Below are 24890 nucleotides of genomic sequence, written 5' to 3'. Positions count from 1 at the left end.
CGTGAACAAAGCTCAACCGCCCCTGCTCAGCCCGACGATCCGCCGCCAATCCCTCGTCTTGGGATTGCTGGCGCTGCTGTTGTTCATCGCCGGCAGCTGGCACCAGGCGATTATCGGTTTCGACTCACGCTTCGTGGTGTTTGCCCAGGAGATGCTGCGCCATGGGCCGGGCTTTTTCCCCACCACCTACGGGCAGCCGTATGCCGATTACCTGGCCACCTCGACGCTGATGACCTGGCTGTTGTCCCTGCCCCTGGGCGAGGTCACCAGCCTCACGGCCTGGCTGCCCACGTCGATTGCCTCGGCAGTGATCGTCATCCTGGTGTATCGCCTGACGGCGCCCTACTCCCAGCGTTGGGGGCTGCTGAGCATCGCGCTGTTGTTGCTGAGCAGTACCTTCATCAGTGAAACCCGTGCGGTGTCCCTTGACCAGATGCTCGCCGCCATCGCCCTGGCGGTGTTCTACCTCGGTTATGCCCATGACCATTTCGGTGCGGGCAGACGCTTGTACTGGCTGTACCTGCTGCTGATCCTCGGCTTTGCGATTCGCGGGCCGATCGGGCTGGTCATTCCCACGGGCGTGCTGTGCAGCTACTACCTGATCAACCGGCAATGGCGCCAACTGTTCAGCTTTGGCCTGCTGGCCCTGGCGCTGCTGGCGGCCTGTGTCGGCCTGCTGTTGCTGATGGCCAAGCTCAGTGGCGGCGAAAGCTTCATGCAGGATGTGATCCGCATGCAGTTCCTGGGGCGAATGGACGGCAGTGAAGGCTCCAGCGGCGCGTTGTATTACTTCACCAGCTCGCTGGGCAACTACGCCCTCGCCTATCCCGTGGCGCTGCTGGTGCTGCTGGCGGTTACGGTCGGTGGGCGCCGCGTGCCGACACCGGCGTTGCAACTGGTGCTGTACTGCGCCGCGGCAGGCTTGCTGGTGATGCTGGGCCTGTCGATTCCCCAGGCAAAGAAGGCCCGCTATGTGCTGCCGATGTTGCCGATGGCGGCGATCATTGCGGCGTACCCGTTCCAGGCCGCTGAGGGGCGGTTGTTTGCAGGGTTGCGTGGGCTGATGTTGGGTCTATGGACGCTGCTGCCAGGCCTGCTGATCGTCGGGCTGGTATTCGCGCGGCCACGCTATCCGCAAGAGTTGAGCCAGCTGGGACCGGTGTTCGCCGTTCTCGGCGTGCTGCAAGCCTTGGCATTGCTGGCGTTGTTCAGGGCTCGCCTGCGGCCGCTGGGTCCGGCGCTTGCCGCCGTGCTTGCGGTGTGGGCAACCTATATTGCCGTGGTCGAACCGCTCGAACGCAGCGTCTACGACACCCGCACCTTTACCCTGCAAGTGCATGAGCAGGTCAAGCAACAGCGCGCGCCCGTGGTATTGCACGGCCTGGGCAAAGACGCCAAGGCGATCAAATACATGGTCAACCTCGACTGCGACCAGGTGCCGTTGTTTACCCAACAAGCCTCTGACCTGGCACCGCTGCAAGGGCCGGCGTGGCTGGTGATGAGCCAGGCGGATTTCGAAGGGCTCGAAGACCCGCGCTTTGCCTCTATCACGCCTACGTTGAGCGGTGAGTTCGACCGAAACCCCTATGTGCTGCTGCACCTGGCTAAACCTGCCCAACCTTGAGTTGCGTCTGAACCCCAACTGTAAACTCGATGGCCACATGCGGTAGCTATCTACCGCTCCGCCACGCCTTGATAACCTCATTATTTTTGTATTTAACCCTCATTAATATGCATTGGCGCTGCCCTGCCGGGCGCGGCACACTGCGCGGGTTCCTCCCCCAAATGCAGGAACTTTCAAAGGGCTTTTCCGGGCAACCAGACAAGCCTTTTTTTTGCCCGCCGTTTATGGATTTCCTTTCAATGCGCTCTCGCTGGTTTCCCGCTGCTATCAACACCCGCCCCACCGAATGGAGCCGTGCCGCGATTGGCATGGGCTTGGGCACATTTTTCAGTGTGTGGCTCTGTGCCCAGTTTTTTGGCATGGAGGTGGCCCTGCACCTGCTGGGCCCGCTGGGGGCATCGGCGGTGTTGTTGTTTGCGGTTTCGTCCGGTGCGCTGGCACAACCCTGGTCGATCATCGGCAGCTACCTGTGCGCCGGTGTCGTGGCATTGCTGGTGGCCCGCGTCCTTGGGCGCACCCTGGGCGGTGCCTGCCTGGCGGCCGGCATGGCCGTGGTGCTGATGTGCTGGCTGCGGTGCCTGCACCCGCCCGCCGGTGGCCTGGCCATGAGCCTGGTCCTGGCCGACCCTGCCTCCGCCGCCCTGGGCTGGCACGAATTGGGGGCCGTATTACTCGGCGCCGGTGCCTTGCTGGCCTGCGCATTGGCCTACAATAATGCGACGCGAACGCGCTACCCCAAGGGTGCTGTCGAGACGTCGACGACTGTCCTGCCTGACCCCAGGGCCGCCCGAGACCCCGCTATCACGGCCGCCGACTTGAAGCTGGCGCTGGCAGACATGGAGCAATTCTACGACGTGGCCCCGACGGAGCTGGAGCAATTGATCCACGCTGCAGAAACCCACGCTCGGCGCCGCAGCATCGGTGAAGTACTGGCAACCCGCGTGACCTGAACCCACGCCCGCCACCCTGCATAAATGCAAAAACGACCTGCATGATTCCGGGTTGTACTGTGCAAATTTGCACTGGTACGATCACGGGAGTGTTTGCGCACGACCATCTTGATAAAGAACAATAAAAGCAGGGAGTTACAGATGACTGCTCAGGTTTCAAGCGAAGCAAGCAGCGCCGACAGGCGTCAGGACGACGTACTGGCCGAAGTACGCAACCATATCGGTCACCTCACCCTCAATCGCCCCGCCGGCTTGAATGCCATCACCCTGGACATGGTCCGCCGCCTCGCGCAACAGCTGCACGCCTGGTCAGACGACCCGCAGGTGCATGCCGTAGTCCTGCGCGGTGCGGGCGACAAGGCATTTTGTGCCGGCGGCGATATCCGCTCCCTGTACGACAGTTTCAAACGCGGCGACACCCTGCACGAAGACTTCTTCGTCGAGGAATACGCGCTGGACCTGGCCATCCACCATTACCGCAAGCCCGTACTGGCCCTGATGGACGGGTTTGTCCTGGGCGGCGGCATGGGCCTGGTGCAGGGGGCGGATTTGCGCGTCGTCACCGAACGCAGCCGCCTGGCGATGCCGGAGGTGGCGATCGGTTACTTCCCGGACGTCGGTGGCAGCTACTTCCTGCCGCGCATTCCCGGCGAGCTGGGCATTTACCTCGGCGTGACCGGCGTGCAGGTTCGCGCGGCAGACGCCCTGTATTGCGGGTTGGCCAACTGGTACCTGGACAGCGCCAAGCTGGCCAGCCTCGACCAGAAACTCGACAGCCTGCAATGGCACGAGTCGCCCCTCAAAGACCTGCAAGGCGTGCTGGCCAAGCTGGCGGTGCAGCGCCTGCCCGACCCGCCGTTGGCCGCGTTGCGTCCGGCTATCGACCACTTCTTTGGCCTGCCGGACATTCCGAGCATCGTCGAGCAACTTCAGGAAGTCACTGTCGCCGACAGTCATGAGTGGGCACTGAACACCGTCCACCTGATGCAGACCCGCTCGCCCCTGGCCATGGCCGTGACCCTGGAAATGCTGCGACGCGGCCGGCGCCTGCCGTTGGAACAGTGCTTTGCCCTGGAGCTGCACCTTGACCGCCAATGGTTCGAACGCGGCGACCTGATCGAAGGGGTCCGCGCGCTGATCATCGACAAGGACAAGAACCCTCGCTGGAACCCGCCGACGCTCCATGGACTGGACAAAAGCCACGTCGACAGCTTCTTTCATCACTTCGAGCAGGTTGCGAAATAAGCCATGCAAGACATTGAATATACTGAAGAACAGGTAATGATCCGTGACATGGCGCGCGACTTCGCCCGTGGTGAAATCGCCCCCCATGCCCAAGCCTGGGAAAAAGCCGGCTGGATCGACGACGCCCTGGTGGCGAAGATGGGCGAACTGGGCCTGTTGGGCATGGTAGTGCCGGAAGAATGGGGCGGTACCTATGTCGACTACGTGGCGTATGCCCTGGCCGTGGAAGAGATCTCGGCCGGCGATGGCGCCACCGGCGCACTGATGAGTATCCATAATTCAGTGGGTTGCGGGCCAATCCTCAACTACGGCACCGATGCCCAGAAACACACCTGGCTGGCCGACCTCGCCAGTGGCCAGGCGATTGGCTGCTTCTGCCTGACCGAACCCCAGGCCGGCTCCGAGGCCCACAACCTGCGCACCCGCGCCGAACTGCGCGACGGCCAGTGGGTGATCAATGGCGCCAAGCAGTTCGTCAGCAACGGCAAGCGCGCCAAGCTGGCGATTGTATTTGCCGTGACCGACCCGGACCTGGGCAAGAAAGGCATTTCCGCGTTCCTGGTCCCCACCGACACCCCGGGGTTTGTGGTCGACCGCACCGAGCACAAGATGGGTATTCGCGCCTCGGACACCTGCGCCGTCACCCTCAACCACTGCAGCGTGCCCGAGGCCAACCTGCTCGGCGAGCGCGGCAAAGGCCTGGCCATCGCCCTGTCCAACCTCGAAGGCGGTCGCATCGGCATTGCCGCCCAAGCCCTGGGCATCGCCCGTGCGGCCTTTGAGGCGGCGCTGGCCTATGCCCGCGACCGGGTGCAATTCGACAAGGCGATCATCGAACACCAAAGCGTGGCCAACCTGCTGGCGGACATGCAAACCCGCCTGAACGCTGCCCGTTTACTGATCCTGCATGCGGCGCGCCTGCGCAGCGCCGGCAAGCCCTGCCTCTCGGAAGCGTCCCAGGCCAAGCTGTTTGCCTCGGAAATGGCCGAGCAGGTCTGCTCCAGCGCGATGCAGATTCATGGCGGCTATGGATATCTGGAGGATTACCCGGTGGAGCGTTACTACCGGGACGCGCGGATCACGCAGATTTACGAAGGGACCAGCGAGATTCAGCGGATGGTGATTGCCCGGGAACTCAAAAACTACCAGCTGTAAGAGCTGCAAGTCTTAAGCTGCAAGCTTCAAGTAAAAGCGCATTGGCGATTACTTGAAGCTTGCAGCTATACAGCTGGCAACGGCTACTTATCCTTGAACTCCGGCGCGCGCTTGGCCACAAACGCCGCCATGCCTTCCTTCTGGTCCTGCGTGGCGAACGCTGCATGGAACACCCGGCGCTCAAAGCGCACGCCTTCCGACAGGCTCACTTCAAACGCACGGTTCACGCTTTCCTTGACCATCATGCTGATCGGCACCGATTTGCCGGCAATCAGCGTGGCGACTTTCAGCGCTTCGTCGAGCAGTTCATCGGCGGGCACGATGCGCGCGACGATCCCGCAGCGCTCGGCTTCCACCGCATCGATAAACCGTCCGGTCAGGCACATTTCCATGGCCTTGGCCTTGCCCACGGCGCGGGTCAGGCGCTGGGTGCCGCCCATGCCCGGCAGCACGCCGAGGTTGATTTCCGGCTGGCCGAACTTGGCGCCGTCACCGGCCAGGATAAAATCGCACATCAGCGCCAGTTCGCAGCCGCCGCCCAGGGCGAAGCCGTTGACCGCGGCGATGATCGGCTTGCGCCGGTTGGCGACGCGGTCGCTGTCGCTGAACAGGTCGTCGAGGTAGATCTGCGGGTAGGTCAGCTCGGCCATTTCCTTGATGTCCGCACCGGCAGCGAAGGCTTTTTTCGAGCCGGTCAAGACGATGCAGCCGATTTCCGGGTTGGCTTCCAGGCCATCCAGGGCCTGGTTCAACTCACTGACCAACTGCGCATTCAGGGCATTCAGGGCTTGCGGGCGGTTGAGGGTAATCAGCCCGACGCGGCCTTGGACTTCGAGCAAAATCGTTTCGTAACTCATGTATCGGCTCCTTAGAGATTGCGTGAGATGACCATGCGTTGAATATCGCTGGTGCCTTCGTAAATCTGGCAGACCCGCACATCGCGGTAGATCCGCTCCACGGGGAAGTCGCTCAGGTAACCGTAACCGCCGAGGGTTTGCAAGGCGGCGGAGCAGACTTTCTCAGCCATTTCCGAGGCGAACAGCTTGGCCATGGAAGCTTCGACCAACGCCGGCTTGCCGCTGTCCCGCAGGGCGGCGGCGTAGTGCACCATCTGCCGCGCCACGGCGATTTGCGTGGCCATGTCCGCCAGGCGAAAGGCCACGGCCTGATGCTCAATGATCGGTTTGCCGAAGCTTTCGCGCTCGCGGGCGTAGTCGCGTGCAGCCTCAAACGCGGCGCGGGCCATGCCTACCGATTGCGAGGCGATGCCGACGCGACCGCCTTCAAGGTTGGCCAGGGCGATCCTGTAGCCCTCGCCCTCCTCCCCAAGGCGGTTGGCCACCGGCACCTTTACATCCTCGAACAGGATCTGGCAGGTATCGGAGGCATGCTGGCCGAGCTTGTCCTCGACCCGCGCCACGCTGTAGCCCGGCGAATCGGTGGGCAAGATAAACGCGCTGATCCCACGCTTACCCGCTGCGGGGTCAGTCACCGCGAACACAATCACCACCCCGGCATTCTGGCCGGAGGTGATGAACTGTTTGCAGCCATTGAGCACGTAATGATCGCCTTCACGGCGTGCACGGGTTTTCAGGCCACTGGCATCCGAACCGGCTTGCGGCTCAGTCAGGGCGAAAGCACCGAGCATGGCGCCGCTGGCCAGGGGCTTGAGGAATTGTTCTTTCTGCTGATCGTTGCCGAAGCTCAGGATCGGCACGCAGCCCACCGAGTTGTGCACGCTCATGATGGTGGAGCAGGCGCCGTCACCGGCGGCGATTTCCTCCAGGGCCATGGCGTAGGCCAGGTAACCGGTGGCGCACCCGCCCCACTGTTCGGGTACCAGCATGCCGAAAAAGCCCAGTTCGGCCATCTCGCCGATGGCTTCCTTGGGAAAGCGGTGCTCACGGTCCCACTCGGCGGCAAACGGTTTGAGCCGCTCCTGGGCAAATTGCCGGGCGGCGTCGCTGATTTGCAGTTGTTCGTCATTGGGCAGCATTGGGCTCAGTCCTTAATACAGGCATTCGACGGCCATGGCCGTGGCTTCACCGCCGCCGATACAAATGGCGGCGACGCCCCGCTTGAGGCCTTTCTGGCGCAGGGCCGAGAGCAGAGTGACCAGGATCCGCGCGCCGGACGCGCCAATCGGGTGGCCCAGGGCGCAGGCACCGCCGTGGACATTGACCTTGGCGTGGGGGATTTCCAGCTTGCTCATGGTCACCAGGCTGACCACGGCAAAGGCTTCGTTGATTTCGAACAGATCGACGTTGTCGAGGCTCCAGCCGGTCTTGCTCATCAGCTTGCGAATCGCGCCCACCGGCGCCACCGGAAACAGCCCCGGTTCATCGGCAAACGCCGCATGCCCGTGGATCACCGCCAGCGGCTTGAGCCCACGCTTTTGCGCCTCGGACTCACGCATCAGCAGCAACGCTGCCGCGCCGTCGGAAATCGAGCTGGAATTGGCCGCCGTCACGGTGCCGCCTTCGCGGAACGCCGGTTTGAGGCCGGGGATTTTTTCCGGCCTGGCCTTGGGCGGTTGTTCGTCATGCAGGATGGTTTTCTGCTCTTTGCCGACGGTGACCTGTACCGTGACAATTTCGGCGGCGAAGCTGCCATGGGTGATTGCCTCCTGCGCACGGGTCAGCGACGCGATGGCAAACGCATCCTGCGCCTCACGGCTGAAGCCGTTGAGCTGCGCGCACTCCTCGGCAAAGGTGCCCATCAGGCGGCCCTTTTCATACGCATCTTCCAGGCCGTCAAGGAACATGTGATCGATGACGCGGCCATGGCCCATGCGATAGCCGCTGCGTGCGCGGTCCAGCAGGTAGGGCGCGTTGGACATGCTTTCCATGCCGCCGGCGATCACCACGTCGACGCTGCCGGCCAGCAGGGAATCATGGGCGAGGATCGCCGCTTCCATGCCCGAGCCGCACATCTTGTTGAGGGTGGTGCAACGCGTGGACTTATCCAACCCGGCGCCCAAGGCGGCTTGACGCGCAGGCGCCTGGCCCAGGCCGGCCGGCAGCACGCACCCAAACAACACTTCATCCACGGCATCGGCGGCGATGCCGGCACGCTCGACCGCCGCTCGGATGGCGGCAGAGCCCAGTTGCGGTGCGGTGAGGCCCTTGAGGTCGCCCTGGAACCCGCCCATGGGCGTGCGCACGGCGCTGACAATCACGATGGGATCATTCATGGCTCATCCTCCTTACTTGGCCGCCATGCGCAAGGCGCCGTCGAGACGGATCACCTCGCCGTTGAGCATGCTGTTTTCAATGATGTGCCGCACCAGCGCGGCGTATTCGGCAGGCTTGCCCAGGCGTGGCGGGAACGGCACGCCGGCGGCCAGGGAGTCGCGTACTTCCGGGGTCATGCCGGCCATCATCGGGGTTTCGAAAATGCCCGGGGCGATGGTCATCACGCGAATGCCGAAGCGCGCCAGCTCCCGTGCGGCGGGCAGGGTCAGGCTGGCTATCGCGCCTTTGGACGCCGCATAAGCGGCCTGCCCGATCTGCCCGTCGAACGCAGCCACCGAAGCGGTGTTGATGATCACCCCGCGCTCGCCGTCGGTGTTCGCTTCCGTTTCGGCGATCGCCGCCGCCGCCAGGCGCAGCAGGTTAAAGCTGCCGATCAGGTTGACGTTGATGACCTGGGCAAAGCTGGCCAGCCCATGGGGGCCAGTCTTGCCGAGGATCTTTTCACCGCGCACCACCCCCGCGCAGTTGACCAAGCCATGCAATCCGCCAAACGCCGCGACCGTTGCCTGCACGGCGGCTTCGGCTGCGGCCTCCTGGCTGATATCCGCCACTGCGCTGCGGGCGTTGTCGCCGAGCTGCCTGGCCTTGGCCGCCACGGCGTCGGCATTCAAATCCACCAGCATGACCTTGGCGCCGGCCGCGACCAGCATATCTGCGGTGGCCGCACCGAGGCCGGAAGCGCCGCCGCTGACCAGAAAAACCTTGTTCTCAATCTGCATTATTGTTTCCTTGAACGGTCGAGATCGTCGAAATAGTCGCTCTGCAACGCCACGGCAGCAATGGTCAAAGCCTTCAACATGGCTGACTGGTTTGGCCAATCATCGACCGCGCTGATCGTCCGGTCAGCCCAAGCGATTGGACGTGCGCAGTGCAAGCTCCTAACCTGAGGGCCTGCGCCACCGAAGAAGTCCTCCCCGCGATGATCGTACGTCCCAAACCGAACCTGCTGGGCATCCTGTTTTCCCTCAAGGGCTCGATTGCCAAGCGCATCGCCCTGCGCAGCCTGCTGGTCACGCTGCTGGCGTCGGTGATCGTGTTGGTGGAAACCTTGCACCCGGCCTATTTCTCCAAGGTCAACGCCACGCCCTTTACGTTGCTCGGGCTGTCGCTGTCGATCTTCATGAGTTTTCGCAATAACGCCTGCTATGACCGCTGGTGGGAAGGCCGCAAGCAACTGGGGCAGATGATCATCGAGGTGCGCTCGCTGATTCGCGAGACCCAGGTGCTCACTGACCCGACGGAGCGTGGGCGCCTGCTACGGGGCCTGGGCGGCTTCGCCCACGGGCTGGTCGCGCGCTTGCGCCACGAAGACGAAGCCCGGGCGATCCAGCCCTGGGCCAGTGTGGAAGCGAGTCATCCCAACCTGCCTGACCGGGTGCTGCAACAGATTGGCGCGGGATTTTCCGCCCTGGCCGAGCAAGGCGCCCTCAGCGAATGGCGTTACACCCAGTTGGAAACCCGCCTGGTCAGCCTCAGCCAGGTACAGGCCGCGTGCGAGCGCATCAAAAGCACACCGCTGCCCTTCCCCTACACCTTGCTGCTGCACCGCACCATTTACCTGTTCTGCATCCTCTTGCCGTTCGCCATGGCCGAACCCCTCGGCTGGCTGACGCCGGTGTTTACCGCCATTGTCAGCTACACCTTCTTCGGCCTCGATGAGATCGGCGACGACCTGGAAGACCCTTTCGGCTTTGACGAAAACGACCTGCCCTGCAATGCGATCCTGCGCACCCTGGAGCGTGAGCTGCTGGCCGCCCTCGGCGAAACCGACCTGCCGCCGGCCCTGGAACCGGTGGAATACGTGCTGACCTGATGCGGGTTTGACACCTGCCGTGGTCTGGCCGAAGCTTGCGGCTTTGCTTCTTCAGCTTTTCGGACGCCTGCATGTCAAAGTCACGCCGTTACTCCATCATCGGCCTGTGCGCCCTGTTGTTGATTGTGCTGATCACCTGGTATTTCTCCCGCACCGCCCAGGTGGCCGTGCCTCCTGCCATTGCCCACGGTTACTCAAAAGCCTTGAAACAGGCGCATAACGGCGAGCCGGGCGCCGCGCGCGTGCTGTATCAGCAATTGGGCCGGCCGGACCTGTCACCCGAGCGCCGCGCCGCGCTGCATGCCGAATTGCCCAACTACCCCAGCCCCCAGGCCTTGAAGCTCGCCGACAAAGACCTCACCAGCGACTCCGCGTTGGTGCGCGAAGCGGCCATCCACAGCATTGTCGGCCTGGTGCCCAGCGGCCAGCGCACCCTGCTGCTCGGCCCGGTGCTCGATGACCCCGAACAAAGCGTACGCTTTGCCGCCGCCAATGCCCTGCTCGGCCTGTCGCCCGACACCTTGGGCCTGTACTTCGGGCCATTGCAGCAGGTATTGGACGAGTTCGTGAAAAAGCTCAAGGCCCAACCGGAAACGGCCGAAGGCTGGATTCAACTGGCGCGCCTGTACATTCACAGCGCCCTGCTGCCGGAAGCGCAAAACGCCTTGGAACAGGCCATGCGCTTGCAGCCGGACAACCTGCAAGCGGTGGTCGCGCAGATCGAGTTGCTGGATAAACAGGGCAAGACCGATGAGTCCCGCCAATTGCTGGCCCGGCAATTGGCGGCGCACCCTGAGTCGGCCTACCTGCAACATGCCCTGGGTATGTGGCTGCTGCACCATGGCGAGCGCCCCTATGCGTTGCTCGGCCTGTCCAAGGCCGTGGAGCTGGAGCCGGACAATCAGGATTACCGCTACGACCTCGCTACCACCCTGCATGCCCAGCAGGAATTGGAAGCGGCCCAGCGCCAGTTGGAGGAAATCGTCCAGCGCCACCCGGCCAATCGCAAGGCCCGGGTGCTGTTGGTCAACTATTGGAAAGAAAGCGGCCAATTGCAGAATGTGCAGGTGCTGCTCGCCCAGCTCGAACAGCAAAACCCTGACGATCCGGCACTGCAGCAAGGCCTGTAGGCACAATAATCGCGCATCAGTTTGAACCGCCACAAAGCGCTACGGTCAAGAGAACATGGCGCGTCCACCTGGATGCGCATCCTCTACTCGTATGTGACCTGAGGGCACTTCTTGTCTACATCCAAAGCGTTGTTAACCGAAAAAGCAGCCATCGGCATCGAAGGTCTCGACGACATTCTTGCCGGAGGGCTATCGCGCAGCCACCTGTTCCTGCTGGAAGGTGAACCTGGCACCGGTAAAACCACGGTCGCCCTGCACTTCCTGCAGGCCGGGGCGAAAGCGGGTGAGCGAACGCTCTACATCACACTGTCCGAAACCGAGCGTGAGTTGCGCCAGGGCGCCGAGTCCCACGGTTGGGACCTGGACGACAATATTCATATCTTCGAGCTGACCCCGCCGGAGAGCCTGCTGGATGCCGAGCATCAGCAGAGCCTGCTGTACTCTTCGGACCTGGAGCTGGGCGAAGCAACCCGGCAGATCTTCGAAGTGGTGGAGCGGGTCAAGCCGACCCGAGTGGTCATCGACAGCCTCTCGGAAATCCGCCTGCTCGCGCAAAGCTCGCTGCGCTATCGCCGCCAGATCCTGGCGATCAAGCATTACTTCGTGCGCTACGACGCCACCGTGCTGCTGCTCGACGACCTGACCACCGAATCCCTCGACAAAACCGTGCACAGCGTGGCCCACGGGGTGATTCGCCTGGAAGAACTGACCCCCAACTACGGCGCCGAACGCCGTCGCGTGCGGGTGGTGAAATATCGCGGGCAGAAATATCGGGGTGGGTTTCACGACTTCACCATCATGCACGATGGCATTCACGTATTCCCGCGCCTGGTCGCCGCCGAGCATCGTGGCGGTTACATACGCCAGACCTTGAGCAGCGGCATTCGCGAGCTGGATGCCCTGATGGGCGGCGGCGTCGAGACCGGCTCCAGCAGCCTGATTCTCGGCCCGGCCGGTACCGGCAAGTCGCTGATCTCGATGATCTTCGCCGCAGCGGCGGTAGGCCGTGGCGAAAAGGCCGCGCTGTTTATCTTCGATGAAGAATTGGGTTTGCTGTTCGAGCGCATGAACAATATGGGCATCGACCTCGCCGCCCTGCAGGCCACCGGCAACCTGCTGATCGAACAGGTGGACGCGGCCGAGCTGTCCCCCGGCGAGTTTTCCCACCGCGTGCGCCGTTGTGTGGACGAGCGCGGGATCAAGACGGTGGTCATCGACAGTATCAATGGCTACCAGGCGGCAATGCCGGAAGAAAACGCGCTGATCCTGCATATGCATGAACTGCTGCTGTACCTCAACCGCCGTGGCGCGGCGACGTTCATGACCGTTGCGCAACATGGACTGGTCGGCGACATGCAGGCCCCTGTCGACATCACTTACCTGGCCGACACCGTGATTCTGCTGCGTTATTTCGAGGCGTTGGGCAAGGTGCGCCGCGCCATCTCGATTATCAAGAAACGCACCGGCGCCCATGAGTCGACTATCCGTGAATACCGTATCAGCAGCCGTGGCATGACCGTCGGAGAACCGCTGGACAATTTCCAAGGGGTTTTGCGCGGCATCCCGACCTACATGGGCGCCGGTTCGCCTTTGCTCAAGGATGAGGGCGTGTGACCACCATTTCACCTGTATCCGAACGCGCAATCGTCCTGGCGCCCATGGGCCGTGATGGTTCGTTGGCGCTGATGATGCTCAAGGAAGCCGGCTACACCGGCATGGTTGCCAGCAGCCTGCCCGCATTGTGCGAGGCCGTGGAGCAAGGCGCCGGCATGCTGATCATCGCAGCCGAAGCCCTGCGCGGCGCGGACCTGGAGCCCCTGCTGGAATACCTGCACCAGCAGCCCGCCTGGTCCGACCTGCCCATCGTGCTGATGACCCATCACGGCGGCAGCGAGCAGAACGGTTCATCCCACCTCAGCGGCCTGCTGGGCAACGTGACGTTCCTGGAGCGCCCCTTCCACCCCGTGACGCTGATCAGCCTGGTGAGCGCCGCCCTGCGCGGACGGCGTCGGCAATATGAGGCACGGGACAGGTTGATCGACCTGAGCGAGAGCGAACTGCGCCTGCAGCGCACCCTTGAGACGCTGGAACAGCAAGTCGAAGAACGCACGGCGCAGTTGCGCAGCAACGAAGAAGCCTTGCGCCAATCCCAGAAGATGGAAGCCGTCGGCCAGTTGACCGGCGGTATCGCCCATGACTTCAACAACATGCTCACCGGTATTATTGGCAGCCTGGAGCTGCTGCGAAGGCGCGTGTCCCGCGGCAAGCTGGACGATCTGGACAGCCTGATCGACCTCGGCGTGACCTCCGCCAACCGCGCCGCCGGCCTCACCCACCGCCTGCTGGCGTTCTCGCGGCGCCAGTCGCTGGACTCCAAGCCGGTACAGATCAACCAACTGGTGACCTCCATGGGCGAGCTGCTGCAACGCAGCCTCAACGAAAGCATCGCCTTGGACATGCGCCTGGACACTCAGTTGTGGACCGCCGAGGCCGACCCCAATCAACTGGAAAGTGCCCTGCTCAACCTGGCGCTCAACGCCCGGGATGCCATGCCGAGTGGGGGCCGCCTGGTTGTCGAAACCTGCAACCGTCACCTCGACAGCGTCTTCACCGCCGCCTACGGCACGCTCAAGCCCGGCGACTACGTGGAACTGAGTGTCAGCGACACCGGCTGCGGCATTCCGGAAAGCCTGTTGGGCCGGGTATTCGACCCCTTCTTTACCACCAAGCCCATTGGCCAGGGCACCGGCCTGGGCTTGTCGATGATCTACGGTTTCGCGCGCCAGTCGCGGGGCCATGTAACCCTCCATAGCGAGGTAGGCAAAGGCACCACGGTGAGCCTGTTCCTGCCACGTTTTGTCGGCGAAATCACCCCCGATGTGACCGTGGACCCTGCCCTGTTGCCGATCGCCAACAGGGGGGAAACCGTGCTGATCGTCGAGGACGACCCGGCGGTGCGCGTGCTGGTCAGCCAGGTATTGAGTGAGCTGGGCTACGCCTTTGTCGAAGCGGGCGATGCCGATGGCGCACTGCCGATTATCGAATCCAGCCAGCGCATTGACCTGATGATCAGCGACGTCGGCTTGCCCGGCATGAATGGACGCCAACTGGCAGAGATAGGCCGGCAGGTTCGTCCGGACCTGAAGGTGCTGTTCATTACCGGATATGCCGAGCATGCGGCGGTGCGTGGTGGGTTCCTGGATCCGGGGATGCAGTTGATCACCAAGCCATTTACCTTTGATTTGTTGACGGCGAAGGTGCGGGAGATGATTCGGGCGTAAATGGCCATTAGCCAAGCAGTGTCATTCAGGCTCAGGAAGAGCCTGATTCACCACCTGGCCCTTTAGGCCAACAAACGCTGTATATGCTCCTGCAAGGTATCCAGGTCAAACGGCTTGGCCAGGATCGGCGCATTGCGCGTGATCGGGCTGTTGCAGTCGAGAATTTCCTGGGGGTAGCCGCTGATAAAGATCACTTTCAATTCCGGGCGCAACTTGATGGCCGGCTCGGCGATCTGCACGCCGGAAATCCCACCGGGCAAACGGTAATCGGTGACCATCAGGTCCAGGTGCGGCTTGGTGGCGAGGATTTCAAAGGCCTGCTCCCCGTTGATCGCCTTCAATACCCGATACCCCAGGCCGGCCAGGTACTCACCCAGCACAAACATAATGGATTCGTCGTCCTCGACGATCAGTACGACATCTTGTGCATCTTCACTCATGGGAAGCCTTTGTCCGGTCAATTGCTGCAATTACGACCATGGGGTCACGTAGAGGTTGCGTCGGGGTGACGATTGATTTCATGCCGACGGTTCAAGGGGCAGGCACACCCGGAACAAGGCGCCCTGGCCTATCTGGCTCTCGACCTCGATGGTGCCGCCATGGGCGGCCACGATCTGTTCGGAAATAAACAACCCAAGGCCCAGTCCCGCGGCAACCTGGCTGGCTGACACCCGTTCGAACTGCTGGAAAATACGCTTCTGGTTCTCTTCGCTGATGCCGATCCCGTGGTCACGCACTTCTACCCTGGCTTCGCCATGCTCGGTATACACGCGCACCTCCACCGGGCTCTTGGCCCCGTAGCGCAGGGCGTTGGTCAGCAGGTTGGTGACCACCTGTTCGATACGAAACTCATCCCAATTGCCCACCACCGGCCCCTCGGCCGCCAGGTGCATCGACGATTCGGCGGCGGCTACCTGCGGTGCGAAATTCTCCACCAGGTTGCTCACCAATTGCGCCAGGTCGAAGCGCCCCGGGCGTATCGACAGTTTGCCGGTGCGGATACGCGAGACGTCGAGCATGTCTTCGATCAGGCGGATCAGGCTCTGGATCTGGCGCTCATCGCGGTCGACCATGGCGTGCATCTTGTCCAGAGTGAACGCGGCGGCGTTATCCCGGGCCAGGTGCATCTTGCGCAGCTGGGTTTCGAGGATCAGGCCGTTAAGGGGCGTACGCACCTCGTGGGCGACGATCGACATGAAGTCGTCGCGCATGCGCACTGCCTGCTCCAGCTCGGCCTGGGTGGCCTGCAGGCGCGTGAGCAACAGCTCCTGCTCGCGGCGGCTGCGTTCCAGGGCTTCGACTTGCTGCTTCATCGCCTTGCTCTGGCGGTACAGGTCGACAAACACATTGACCTTGCTCTTGACCGCGTGGATATCCAGCGGCTTGTGCAGGAAGTCCACGGCGCCACTTTCATAGCCCTTGAACGCATAGTTGAGTTCACGGCCGGCGGCGCTGACGAACACAATCGGGATGTTCTTGGTTTTCTCGGTGCCGCGCATCAGTTCGGCCAGCTCGAACCCGTTCATGCCGGGCATCTGCACATCGAGAATCGCCATGGCGAACTCGTGTTCCAGCAACAGGGACAAGGCTTCATCGGCGCTCAAAGCCTTGAAGACCTGACGGTCCTCGCGCTTGATCAACGCTTCGAGGGCCAGCAGGTTTTCCGGCAGATCATCGACGATCAGCAGTTTGGCCTGGACAGTACTTAACATGGGGAGGATTCCAGGGAAGCCAGCAATGCGGCAATGTGGCTCAGGGTCAGAATATGGTCAGGGGTGTGCAGGGCCAGGGCCGCCCGCGGCATCACGGCAATCCGTGCTTCGCTGGGGTCCTGGACCACCGTGGTACCGCCCGAGTGCTTGACATGGGCCAGCCCGTGGGCGCCGTCCTGATTGGCCCCCGTCAACAAAATCGCCAGCAGGCCCTTGCCATAGGCATCGGCGGCGGAGGCAAACAGGTAGTCGATCGCCGGCCGGGAATGGTGTACCCGCTCTTCCTGGCTGAGGGACAGGCTGCGGTCATGCTCGACCGAAAGGTGATAACCGGGCCCGGCGAAATACAACGTGCCCGCCTGGATCGCTTCCTTGTCCTGCCCTTCCCTTACCGGAATCGGCAGGCGTCGCGCAAAGACTTCCGCCAGTTGGCTGCGGCGCTCATCCGGCAGGTGCAATACGGCAATGATCGGCAGGCCGAAGGTGTCGGGCAGTTCGCTGAAAATACTCAGCAACGCCTCGACGCCGCCGGCGGAGGCGCCGACGACGATGGCTTCAATCCCGCGAATCGGGTTGGCGGCAACGTCGTTCATGATTTGCGGTAGATCCGTTCCTGCTTGACCAAGGGTTCGAATTGCTTGCTGTACCCCGAAAACTCCAGGGTTTCCTTGCTGCCCAGCACCAGAAAGCCGCGATGGCACAGCGACTCATGAAACAATCCAAACGCTCGATCCTGCAATTTTTTATTGAAGTAGATCAACACGTTACGACATGAAATTAATTGAGTTTCTGAGAATACACTGTCGGTCGCCAGGCTGTGGTCGGCGAAGGTCACATTCTCACGCAACGATTTGTCGAAGATCGCGTAATCGTAAGCCGCCGTGTAGTAGTCGGCAAATGATCGCTGCCCCCCGGCCTGCTGATAATTGGCGGTGTAGGCCCGCACGTTCTCCAGGGAGAAGATGCCTTGCTTGGCTTTATCCAGGGACGCGGGGTTGATGTCGGTGGCATAGATGATCGTGCGTTCCAGCAGCCCTTCCTCACGCAGCAGGATGGCCATGGAGTACACCTCCTCCCCTGTGCTGCAGCCGGCAATCCAGATCTTGATCGACGGGTAAGTCTTGAGCAGCGGCACCACTTCCTGGCGAATGGCCAGGAAGTGCGACGGGTCGCGAAACATCTCGCTCACCGGGATCGTCAGGAACTGCAGCAACTGCATGAACGCTGCCGGGTCATGCAACACCCGCTCCTGCAGCGCAGAAATCGTAGCGCAGTCGAACTGGCGCAAGGCATGGGCCACGCGGCGTTTGACCGACGCGCCGGAGTAGTCGCGAAAGTCGTAGCTGTACTTGAGGTAAATCGCCTCGATCAACAGGCGCAGCTCAATATCGCTGCTCTTCTCCAAAAAACGTTGCTCCACTTAAATGCGTTCCATCTTCGGTAGCCACACGCGAATCAGCGAGAACAGGCGATCCAGGTCGATCGGCTTGGCCAGGTAATCGTTGGAACCCGCCGCGAGGCAGCGCTCCTGGTCGTCTTTCATGGCCTTGGCCGTCACCGCGATGATCGGCAGTTTCTTCCAGCGCGGGTCCTGGCGGATCAAGGCGGTGGCCTCGTAGCCGTCCATCTCCGGCATCATCACGTCCATCAGCACCAGGTCGATATCGTCGACTTCATTGAGTCTCTCGATGGCTTCGCGGCCGTTACGCCCGATCACCACCACGGCACCTTTATGCTCCAGGGCGCTGGTCAGGGCGAAGATGTTACGCACATCGTCGTCCACCAACAGAATCTTGCGCCCCTCGAATACCTTGTCGCGGCTGCGGGCGGTCTTGAGCATCTTCTGGCGGTCATGGGACAGCTGGGATTCGACTTTGTGCAGAAAGAGTGTGACTTCATCGAGCAGGCGCTCTGGCGAACGGGCGCCCTTGATGATGATCGAGCGCGAATACTTGCGCAGTTCGGCCTCTTCATCGCGGGTCAGGTTGCGCCCGGTGTAGACGATCACCGGCGGGAACGAGCAGATATCTTCGGTGGCCATGCGCTTGAGCAACTCGTTGCCCAGCATGTCCGGCAGCTTGAGGTCGATGATCATGCAGTCATAGACGTTGGTGCGCAGCAGCTCCAGGGCGGCCTGGGCGTAGCCGACATCGGTGATTTCGATGTCATCGTCGCCGATCAGGCGGGCAATGCTGTCGCGCTGCAGGTCATCGTCCTCCACCAGCAGTACGCGCTTGACCTTCTGGGTCAGCTTGGCCTCAAGGCGCGCAAACACGTCCTTGAGCTCTTCGCGCGTCGTCGGTTTTACCGCATAGCCGATGGCGCCCATATGCATGGCAGCTTCGACACGGTCTTCCACGGAAATCACGTGCACCGGGATATGGCGCGTGTTGGCGTGCTCCTTGAGGCGTTGCAGCACGGTGAGCCCGGAATGGTCCGGCAGGCGCATGTCCAGCAGGATTGCATCGGGAATGTACTCCTCGGCCAGGCTGTAGCCCTCGTCCGCACCGTGGGCCACCAGGCACTGGTAACCCAACTCATGGGCCAGGTCGAACAGGATGCGGGCAAAGTTCGGTTCGTCCTCCACCACCAGGATGCAGCGGGTGGTGAACGGCGCCTTGTCGCGGTCATCGGCAAAGCGCGGGATCTGCCTGGTGTCGGCCACCGGCAGCGGCGAAATTGCGATGGGCGTGGGTGCGGGCGCTGTCACCACCTGGCGCGGTTGCTCGATCGGCGCGGCATCTTCCTCGCGTTCGACATACTGCTCCGGCAGCACCAGGGTAAAGGTGCTGCCTTTGCCGGGTTCGCTGGTCACGCTGATATAGCCGCCAAGCAACGCGGCCAGGTCGCGGGAAATCGACAGGCCCAGGCCCGTGCCGCCGTAACGGCGGTTGGTGGTGCCATCGGCCTGGCGGAACGCCTCGAAGATGCTTTCCTGCTGGTCCGGGGCAATCCCGATGCCCGAATCGCGCACGGTAAAGGCGATGCCTTCCCCCGGCGCGCGGGACACCGACAGGCTGACCTCGCCTTGCTCGGTGAACTTGATCGCGTTGGAGAGCAGGTTCTTGAGGATCTGCTCCAGGCGCTGGCGGTCGGTGAACAGCATGATCGGTGCATCGGCCTGCACCTGCACCTGGAAGCCCAGCTTACGGTCGGCGGCCAACGGTTCGAACATCCCGCGCAGGCCATCGACCAGGCGCGTGACGCTTGAGTTTTCCGGGCGCACTTCCAACTTGCCGGCTTCCACCTTGGAAATATCCAGGATGTCGTTGATCAGGTTGAGCAGGTCATTGCCCGCCGAATAGATCGACTCGGCAAACTTGACCTGTTCGGCGCTGAGGTTTTCCTGGGGGTTTTCCGCCAGCAACTTGGCCAGGATCAACGAACTGTTCAGCGGCGTGCGCAGTTCGTGGGACATATTGGCGAGGAACTCGGACTTGTACTTGCTGGAGCGCTGCAATTCATCGGCGCGATCTTCCAGCTCCAGCTGGGCCTGGTTGAGTTCGACGTTCTTGCGGTCCATGGCGTCGCGCTGCTCGGCCAGGGTCTGGGTCTGTTCGGCCAGTTGCTCGTTGGTCTGCTCCAGCTCGGCCTGCTGGGTTTCCAGGTGAGCCTGGGACTCCTTGAGAATGCGCGACTGTTCTTCGAGTTCTTCGTTGGCGGTCTTGAGTTCTTCCTGCTGTACCTGCAGTTCTTCGTTGAGCTGCTGGGTTTCGGCCAGCACTTCCTGCAGGCGTTGGCGATAACGGGCGGCCTCGATGGAGGTGCCGATATTGCCGGCGATCAGCTCCAGCAGTTCGACGTCGCGCTCCTCCAGCGGGCGCAAAAAGCCCAGTTCGATCACACCGTTGACGCGGTCGTCATCGCTGGTCGGAACCACCAGCACGCTGCGGGTCGAGCCTTCGCCCAGGCCGGAGCTGACCTTGAAGTAGTCCACCGGCACGTCGTCCAGGCGAATCAGGCGATCGAGCTGGGCGGCCTGCCCAACGATGCCCTCATCGCTGTAGATCGACTGCTCCAGCTGTTCCTGCTCGCGGGAGAAGCCATAGGTGGCCACACGCTTGAGGCCGCCGTGCTCTTCGCGTACATACAGCGCCGCCACCGCTGAGCCCATGTACTGGGCAAAGAACTGCAGGATATTGCGTCCGAGCATGTTGAGGGTGAGTTGACCGAGCACTTGTTCGGCCAGTTCGGACTGGCCGTTACGCAGCCAGGCCTGCCGCTCCAGACGCTGCGCAATCTTCTGTTGTGACGCGAGGTTTGCGCTGTAACTATCTGACAGAGAAAGTAAATTTTTTCTACCGATATACGCCAGGATCCCGCTCAGGCCGAGAACGAACAACAGATAGAGGGTGACGCTGATCACCGTGGTGCGCGTGACCTGTTCATTGCGAGTGATCCGGAACTGCTGCTCCATCGCCACCGCGTCTTCGTATTCCTTGCGGATTTCGTCGGTCAGGCGCTTGCCGCGGCCGGACTTCACGGCGTTGCGATAGTCACCACTTTGGCGCTGCAGGTCGATCATCGACTGGGCGTATTTGTTCCATTCGGCTTGCAGGGCTTCCAGGCGTTTCAGACGGTCCACCTGTTGCGGGTTGTCCGCCACCAGCTCCTGCAGGTTACGCAGGTCGGCAATGATGCGCGGCTTGGCCACTTCGTACGGGTCGAGGAAGTGCTCGTCCCCGGTGATCAGGAAACCACGCATGCCGGTTTCAAGATCGACGGTCAGCTTGGACGACTCATTGAGGTTGTTGATGACCCGGTCCGTGTGTTCCACCCACTGGATCACCGAGAGCAAATAGGTGATCAGACAGACGAAAAACACCGCGCTGAGCACGCCCACACCCAGGGGCAATGCCACGTTTCGGCTGAGCAGTGTACGAAAGCTCTTTTCATCGACGGACGACGCGGGAGTCATGGGCATGCCTTGGCCAAATAGGGAAAAACCGGGAGTTTGCCCCAAAGTGTCGGTAGAGGGCTACGTTTCTGACGCGGATTAAGGTTTAAACCCATGAACACGCCCAACTTGCCACCGCCGACGCCCGACATTTATGGAACCAATGCCGGAGGAACACCTTGGTGCGCTCCCGACACTCAACGGAGGTCTGAAGCAGGTCCAGGGAGGACCAACAACCACAGGTAATGAAGATGGCATCCTCATTGAGCTTCCAACCACGCCCCTCGGTTATAGATCACTCCATTGCATCGACGCCTGCTCAGTCGCAGGCCACCCCTGGTAACACCCTGTCCACCCACAGCGACCCCGTCGCCACATCTGCACGACGCTCCGCGGATGAATCGCAGCCTCTTTCACCCCAAGCACGCGCACAGGCAAACGCACAGAACTGGAAAAACCTCGCGCACCAGCTCACCGAGGCGACGAAGAGCCTGGGAGAGGACGCGGCTCCAGCCGCCGTGTTGTCACATTTGAAAACCACTCAAACAGTCATTGATCCACACTCGGCCTTTCACGCGTCCGGCGCTCCGGGCAGCGACTCCACTGTCAACCTGGAAAGCTTTATCAAGCACCATGATTTACCTATCCCTGAAACCCGAGCCGACCTGCTTCACCTGGCAGATGCCGCGAACGCCCGCGCCTTGGAACCGCCGCTGGGTGATCTCGGCGGAGGCTTATCCTGGCCCCTTCCCCTGACCCAGGAACAACGCCGCAAGATACGGGTCATCGTCGAGTCCGGCATCCTGCGCCGCAATATCCAGGCAGAGCCCTCCTTAGCTCGGGCAGAGCTGGCCAAAGGGGCGCTGGGTGCGCTTATCAAGGCCAGCGCGCTTTCGGATGTCGAACTGCAAGACCCCGCGAGGGCGCTGGACACCCTGCTCAAGTCCCCCATGGCCCAGACCATAGGGCAGACAATCCAGGGCGGGCTGAATGGAATCGCCACGCCCACCAGTATCAGCGACTACCTGTTGGCCGCCCTTCACATCGGTCTCGATCGTGAGTCCGTCGTGTTGCCTGTGAGAAATTCAATCGCTGGCTTTGACTTGGGCCATCAAAACTATTGGGGCCTGCCACCGTCAGCCATCGTCCAGGGGCTCAGTGATCATCTGGTGGCTAAAGGCCGGGCTACGCCAGCCACGGCCAAGCTGGCCACTCACCTGTTGCTGTCACGTACAGCGCCCCAGTTCCTGGTCAGGGATATTCCCGGCTCGCTGGTCAACGGCAGCCAGGCCTGGGTGAGTTTCTGCCTGGCGGTGGCCAAGGTCGAGGCGAGTGCCCCGGGGACGGCATCCCGGATGAGCTACGGCCAGGTCATGAGTGCCGCACAAGCCCTGAATGATCCAGCGGAGCACATCATCACGCCCTTGTTGCTGGATTGGGGCGTGTCCAACGGACTGGTCGCAAAGAAGGACGATGCCTCCTACACCCCTCAGGAAGTGGACAGCATCCGGACCGCGTTCAATGAGCAGTTAAGCGCCAGAGTCAAGGCCTCCCAATCATTGATGGCCGAGACTCCAAGCAGAAAAGCCATCGCCCTGGAAAAGCTCAAGGAGCACTTTGGCGAGGGCATCGACTTTGAGTCAAAAAGTCTCTCAACCGTTTCCGATGACGAGGCCAGGCAACTGCCTGGCAAGCACTCGATGCTGGACATGGCCATGATGGGCATTAACGTCAACTGGAGAACCGACGACCCTGGCCTTCCTATCCACGCGATCAACCAGCAACCCAGGCTCAACGTCAATGGGACATTCCTGGGGCAATACGAATCGGCAATTCAATCACTCAAAGATGGCATTCAGACCCAGGTAAAACACATGATTTCCGAGCTGCCACTGGAAGATCGGAAAAACCTGGAGTTCGGTAAAATCGAATTATTTCAATACAACCAATACAAGATTGGCAGGGGTTTCATAAACCCGGCCGCTTTCCAATCCAAGCTCAACGAATTGCTGGTAAGAACCGAAAGGCAGGTTGACGGAAAAACCGAGGTCAATGTTTATGAGATCGATGTCCGGAACAAACGCATCGTCAAGCGACAGAGTGAGGCAGCCATTACGCGGGGTGAATGGCGCGACGCGAATATATTGACCAAAGTCGAAAAGTTCACCCCTGGGCATCAGGACCGGCTCGGGCAAGAACAGCCGCCGGAGGACCCTTCTCGTCCCCCATCGAGTTTCACCTCTGCCCGAACACACGACCTGGCAGGCGCTTTTTTTGAGCACCTTGATATCGAAAGCCAATGGCAGCAAGCCAATGGAAGCACCACACTCGATCAGCAGAAAGAAAATGATGAGCGACTGAGGCAGTTTTCTCTCAACTTGATTCCCTTGAGATCGGCCATTGTCAACTTCCGCGACGGTGACTATGAAGCCGGGCTCATGGACCTTGGCCTGGATGCGCTGGGGCTGCTGACCGCGGGCTACGGTGCGGGCGCAAAGGTCGCCAAGGTGGCTTCATCCTCGGCGTCCGCTGCCATGAAGGCACTGCAGGCGGGTCGCGTCATCGGCAGTAGCCTTATCAGCTCGCTCAACCCGTTGAGCGGAGTGAGGAGCGCGGCGACGGGAGCCGCCAAGCTGGCCACGCGCGGCGCAAGATTTCTCGGCGATTCCGGGCAGTTACTGATCAACAAGGTGCGTGGCGCGTCCGGAAGCTATGACCTGTTGAAGGCCGCAAACAAGGAACATGGCCCGACGCTGATAGGGTCTTATAAGGTCGGAGAGCAAAGTGTCGAAGGCTTTGCCGTGTTGAAAAACGATCAGTGGTTCAGTTATGACCCTGTCCGGAACCTGCCCTATGGCCCGCCAATCGAGGATTTCTCCCCCCTGCGCGGCAATCTGTTCGGTAGAGTCGCAGATAAATGCCTGGCGAGTGTCGGAACGAATATCGCCGGCGCGAGAACCTCCAACACACTTCCAAAATTCAACCTGGGTTATCGAAACGGCGCATTGGATGATCTGCCGGATTACGCTGGACAGCGCAGTTTCGAGGCGTTGATGGCATTGGCGGCAAAACCTGGTAGGACCCCTGAAGAAATGGGGATTCTGGCCAGGGAGTTGAAGGCCAAAAGAATTGAAGAGGGCGAGTATTTCACTGCGTTGCTTACCCGCGACGTCGAGAATCTTCCCGGCGTCTCCATCAATCGCTTTGCCCAGACGGACTACCTCGGCCGTGTTGATTTGACCTCCAACGGAGATTGCGCAGGGCTATCGAATGCTATGGCGCTCGCCTTGCACCGAGGAGACGAAACAACATTCCTCGACAACCTTCGCAAGGCCTCCACGACTAAATCTCCCTCTTCGCTGCATGACAAATTCAATCAGGATTTAAAAACACTGCATTACGCCGTAAACACAAAAGACACCTTCCATATAAACGCCACCCCTTCACTGTTCAATCCTCAGTCCATCATTGACGATCTGAGCAAGTCCACGACGTCAAAATACCTGAGGATCAGCACGGAAGATCACGCCATGCTGGCAGGCATCAGAGTCAAGGATGGCCAAAAAGAGTGGTTTTTCTTCGAACCCAATAGCGGGATGGTCAGGTTTGACAACGTAGAGTCCATGCGCGAAGGCGTCGAAAAAATCCTCAACAGCGGCAGTATCAGCAGCACCTTGAAACCTAAGGTTTCGCCGGCGGGCAAAAAGGAATTCCACGTGAGCGCGTTCCAGCCCAATGACATCGTCACAGACAAGATCGACAGTTTTGCGGTTTCAATGATGGTGTCCACGCCCTTGCCGTCTTGATGCATGGGATTGCCCCGGCCCCC

Annotated in this window: 18 protein-coding genes; 9 read left to right on the top strand and 9 right to left on the bottom strand. The window is 61.3% G+C overall.

The genetic code is table 11. The features are described from left to right. Position 1: 1 nt before the first annotated feature. From BLQ09_RS17330 to BLQ09_RS17315, 4 genes are all read left to right on the top strand, one after another. Positions 2–1624, top strand: a complete 1623-nt coding sequence (locus BLQ09_RS17330) for an ArnT family glycosyltransferase (RefSeq protein ID WP_092358007.1) — start codon at positions 2–4, stop codon at positions 1622–1624. A 239-nt stretch (positions 1625–1863) separates the two neighbouring features. Beyond that, positions 1864–2574 (top strand): HPP family protein, encoded by a 711-nt coding sequence (locus tag BLQ09_RS17325; RefSeq protein ID WP_092358005.1) that lies wholly within the window; start codon positions 1864–1866, stop codon positions 2572–2574. Positions 2575–2715: 141 nt separating this feature from the next. Then, positions 2716–3819 carry an enoyl-CoA hydratase/isomerase family protein gene (locus BLQ09_RS17320; RefSeq protein ID WP_027605866.1) on the top strand — a complete coding sequence of 368 codons (1104 nt, stop codon included), beginning with the start codon at positions 2716–2718 and terminating at the stop codon, positions 3817–3819. A gap of 3 nt (positions 3820–3822) precedes the next feature. After that, on the top strand, positions 3823–4974 hold the full coding sequence (locus BLQ09_RS17315; protein ID WP_027605867.1) for an acyl-CoA dehydrogenase family protein: 1152 nt from the start codon (positions 3823–3825) through the stop codon (positions 4972–4974). An 83-nt stretch (positions 4975–5057) separates the two neighbouring features. Here BLQ09_RS17315 and BLQ09_RS17310 read toward each other — a convergent pair whose 3' ends face one another. The 4 genes from BLQ09_RS17310 to BLQ09_RS17295 are packed head-to-tail and all read right to left on the bottom strand — an operon-like array spanning position 5058 to position 8947. Further along, on the bottom strand, positions 5058–5831 hold the full coding sequence (locus BLQ09_RS17310) for an enoyl-CoA hydratase (protein ID WP_027605868.1): 774 nt from the start codon (positions 5829–5831) through the stop codon (positions 5058–5060). Between the two features lie 11 nt (positions 5832–5842). Beyond that, entirely contained in the window at positions 5843–6970 is a 1128-nt protein-coding gene (locus BLQ09_RS17305) for an acyl-CoA dehydrogenase (protein ID WP_092358003.1), read from the bottom strand. Between the two features lie 12 nt (positions 6971–6982). Continuing rightward, positions 6983–8167, bottom strand: a complete 1185-nt coding sequence (locus BLQ09_RS17300; protein WP_092358001.1) for an acetyl-CoA C-acyltransferase — start codon at positions 8165–8167, stop codon at positions 6983–6985. A gap of 12 nt (positions 8168–8179) precedes the next feature. Further along, positions 8180–8947 (bottom strand): SDR family NAD(P)-dependent oxidoreductase, encoded by a 768-nt coding sequence (locus tag BLQ09_RS17295; protein WP_027605871.1) that lies wholly within the window; start codon positions 8945–8947, stop codon positions 8180–8182. Between the two features lie 200 nt (positions 8948–9147). Between BLQ09_RS17295 and BLQ09_RS17290 the strand changes: the two genes are divergently transcribed. The 4 genes from BLQ09_RS17290 to BLQ09_RS17275 all read left to right on the top strand — a co-directional run bounded on the left by BLQ09_RS17290 (position 9148) and on the right by BLQ09_RS17275 (position 14452). Continuing rightward, positions 9148–10041 (top strand): bestrophin family protein, encoded by an 894-nt coding sequence (locus BLQ09_RS17290; protein WP_027605872.1) that lies wholly within the window; start codon positions 9148–9150, stop codon positions 10039–10041. 71 nt (positions 10042–10112) lie between these two features. Next, positions 10113–11171, top strand: a complete 1059-nt coding sequence (locus BLQ09_RS17285) for a tetratricopeptide repeat protein (protein WP_092357999.1) — start codon at positions 10113–10115, stop codon at positions 11169–11171. A 111-nt stretch (positions 11172–11282) separates the two neighbouring features. Continuing rightward, the gene (locus BLQ09_RS17280) at positions 11283–12785 is read left to right on the top strand and encodes an ATPase domain-containing protein (protein WP_027605874.1); all 1503 of its coding nucleotides are present in this window, start codon (positions 11283–11285) and stop codon (positions 12783–12785) included. Continuing rightward, positions 12782–14452 carry a response regulator gene (locus BLQ09_RS17275; RefSeq protein WP_092357997.1) on the top strand — a complete coding sequence of 557 codons (1671 nt, stop codon included), beginning with the start codon at positions 12782–12784 and terminating at the stop codon, positions 14450–14452. Before BLQ09_RS17280 ends, BLQ09_RS17275 begins: the two co-directional genes overlap by 4 nt. Positions 14453–14514: 62 nt before the next feature. Here the strand turns inward: BLQ09_RS17275 and BLQ09_RS17270 are convergent, their stop codons facing one another. The 5 genes from BLQ09_RS17270 to BLQ09_RS17250 form a co-directional block, all read right to left on the bottom strand. Continuing rightward, complete coding sequence (locus BLQ09_RS17270) at positions 14515–14892, bottom strand: response regulator (protein ID WP_027605876.1); 378 nt, start codon at positions 14890–14892, stop codon at positions 14515–14517. Positions 14893–14970: 78 nt separating this feature from the next. Further along, positions 14971–16164 (bottom strand): hybrid sensor histidine kinase/response regulator, encoded by a 1194-nt coding sequence (locus BLQ09_RS17265; RefSeq protein WP_027605877.1) that lies wholly within the window; start codon positions 16162–16164, stop codon positions 14971–14973. Then, positions 16158–16757 carry a chemotaxis protein CheB gene (locus tag BLQ09_RS17260; protein ID WP_027605878.1) on the bottom strand — a complete coding sequence of 200 codons (600 nt, stop codon included), beginning with the start codon at positions 16755–16757 and terminating at the stop codon, positions 16158–16160. Before BLQ09_RS17260 ends, BLQ09_RS17265 begins: the two co-directional genes overlap by 7 nt. Next, positions 16754–17584 (bottom strand): CheR family methyltransferase, encoded by an 831-nt coding sequence (locus tag BLQ09_RS17255; protein ID WP_174557012.1) that lies wholly within the window; start codon positions 17582–17584, stop codon positions 16754–16756. The genes BLQ09_RS17260 and BLQ09_RS17255 overlap by 4 nt, the downstream gene beginning before the upstream one ends. Further along, a complete protein-coding gene (locus tag BLQ09_RS17250) occupies positions 17585–21082 on the bottom strand; it encodes a response regulator (protein WP_092357995.1) in 3498 nt (1165 codons plus the stop codon). It abuts the gene before it with no gap. A gap of 230 nt (positions 21083–21312) precedes the next feature. Here BLQ09_RS17250 and BLQ09_RS17245 point away from each other — a divergent pair, with 230 nt between their 5' ends. Next, positions 21313–24867 carry a hypothetical protein gene (locus BLQ09_RS17245; protein ID WP_139202123.1) on the top strand — a complete coding sequence of 1185 codons (3555 nt, stop codon included), beginning with the start codon at positions 21313–21315 and terminating at the stop codon, positions 24865–24867. Positions 24868–24890 lie beyond the last annotated feature (23 nt).

Source organism: Pseudomonas sp. NFACC25 (assembly GCF_900100935.1).
Classification (GTDB): domain Bacteria; phylum Pseudomonadota; class Gammaproteobacteria; order Pseudomonadales; family Pseudomonadaceae; genus Aquipseudomonas; species Aquipseudomonas marginalis.
The sequence above is the reverse complement of the archived record's forward strand: the minus strand, read 5'-3'. Positions and strand labels throughout refer to the sequence as shown.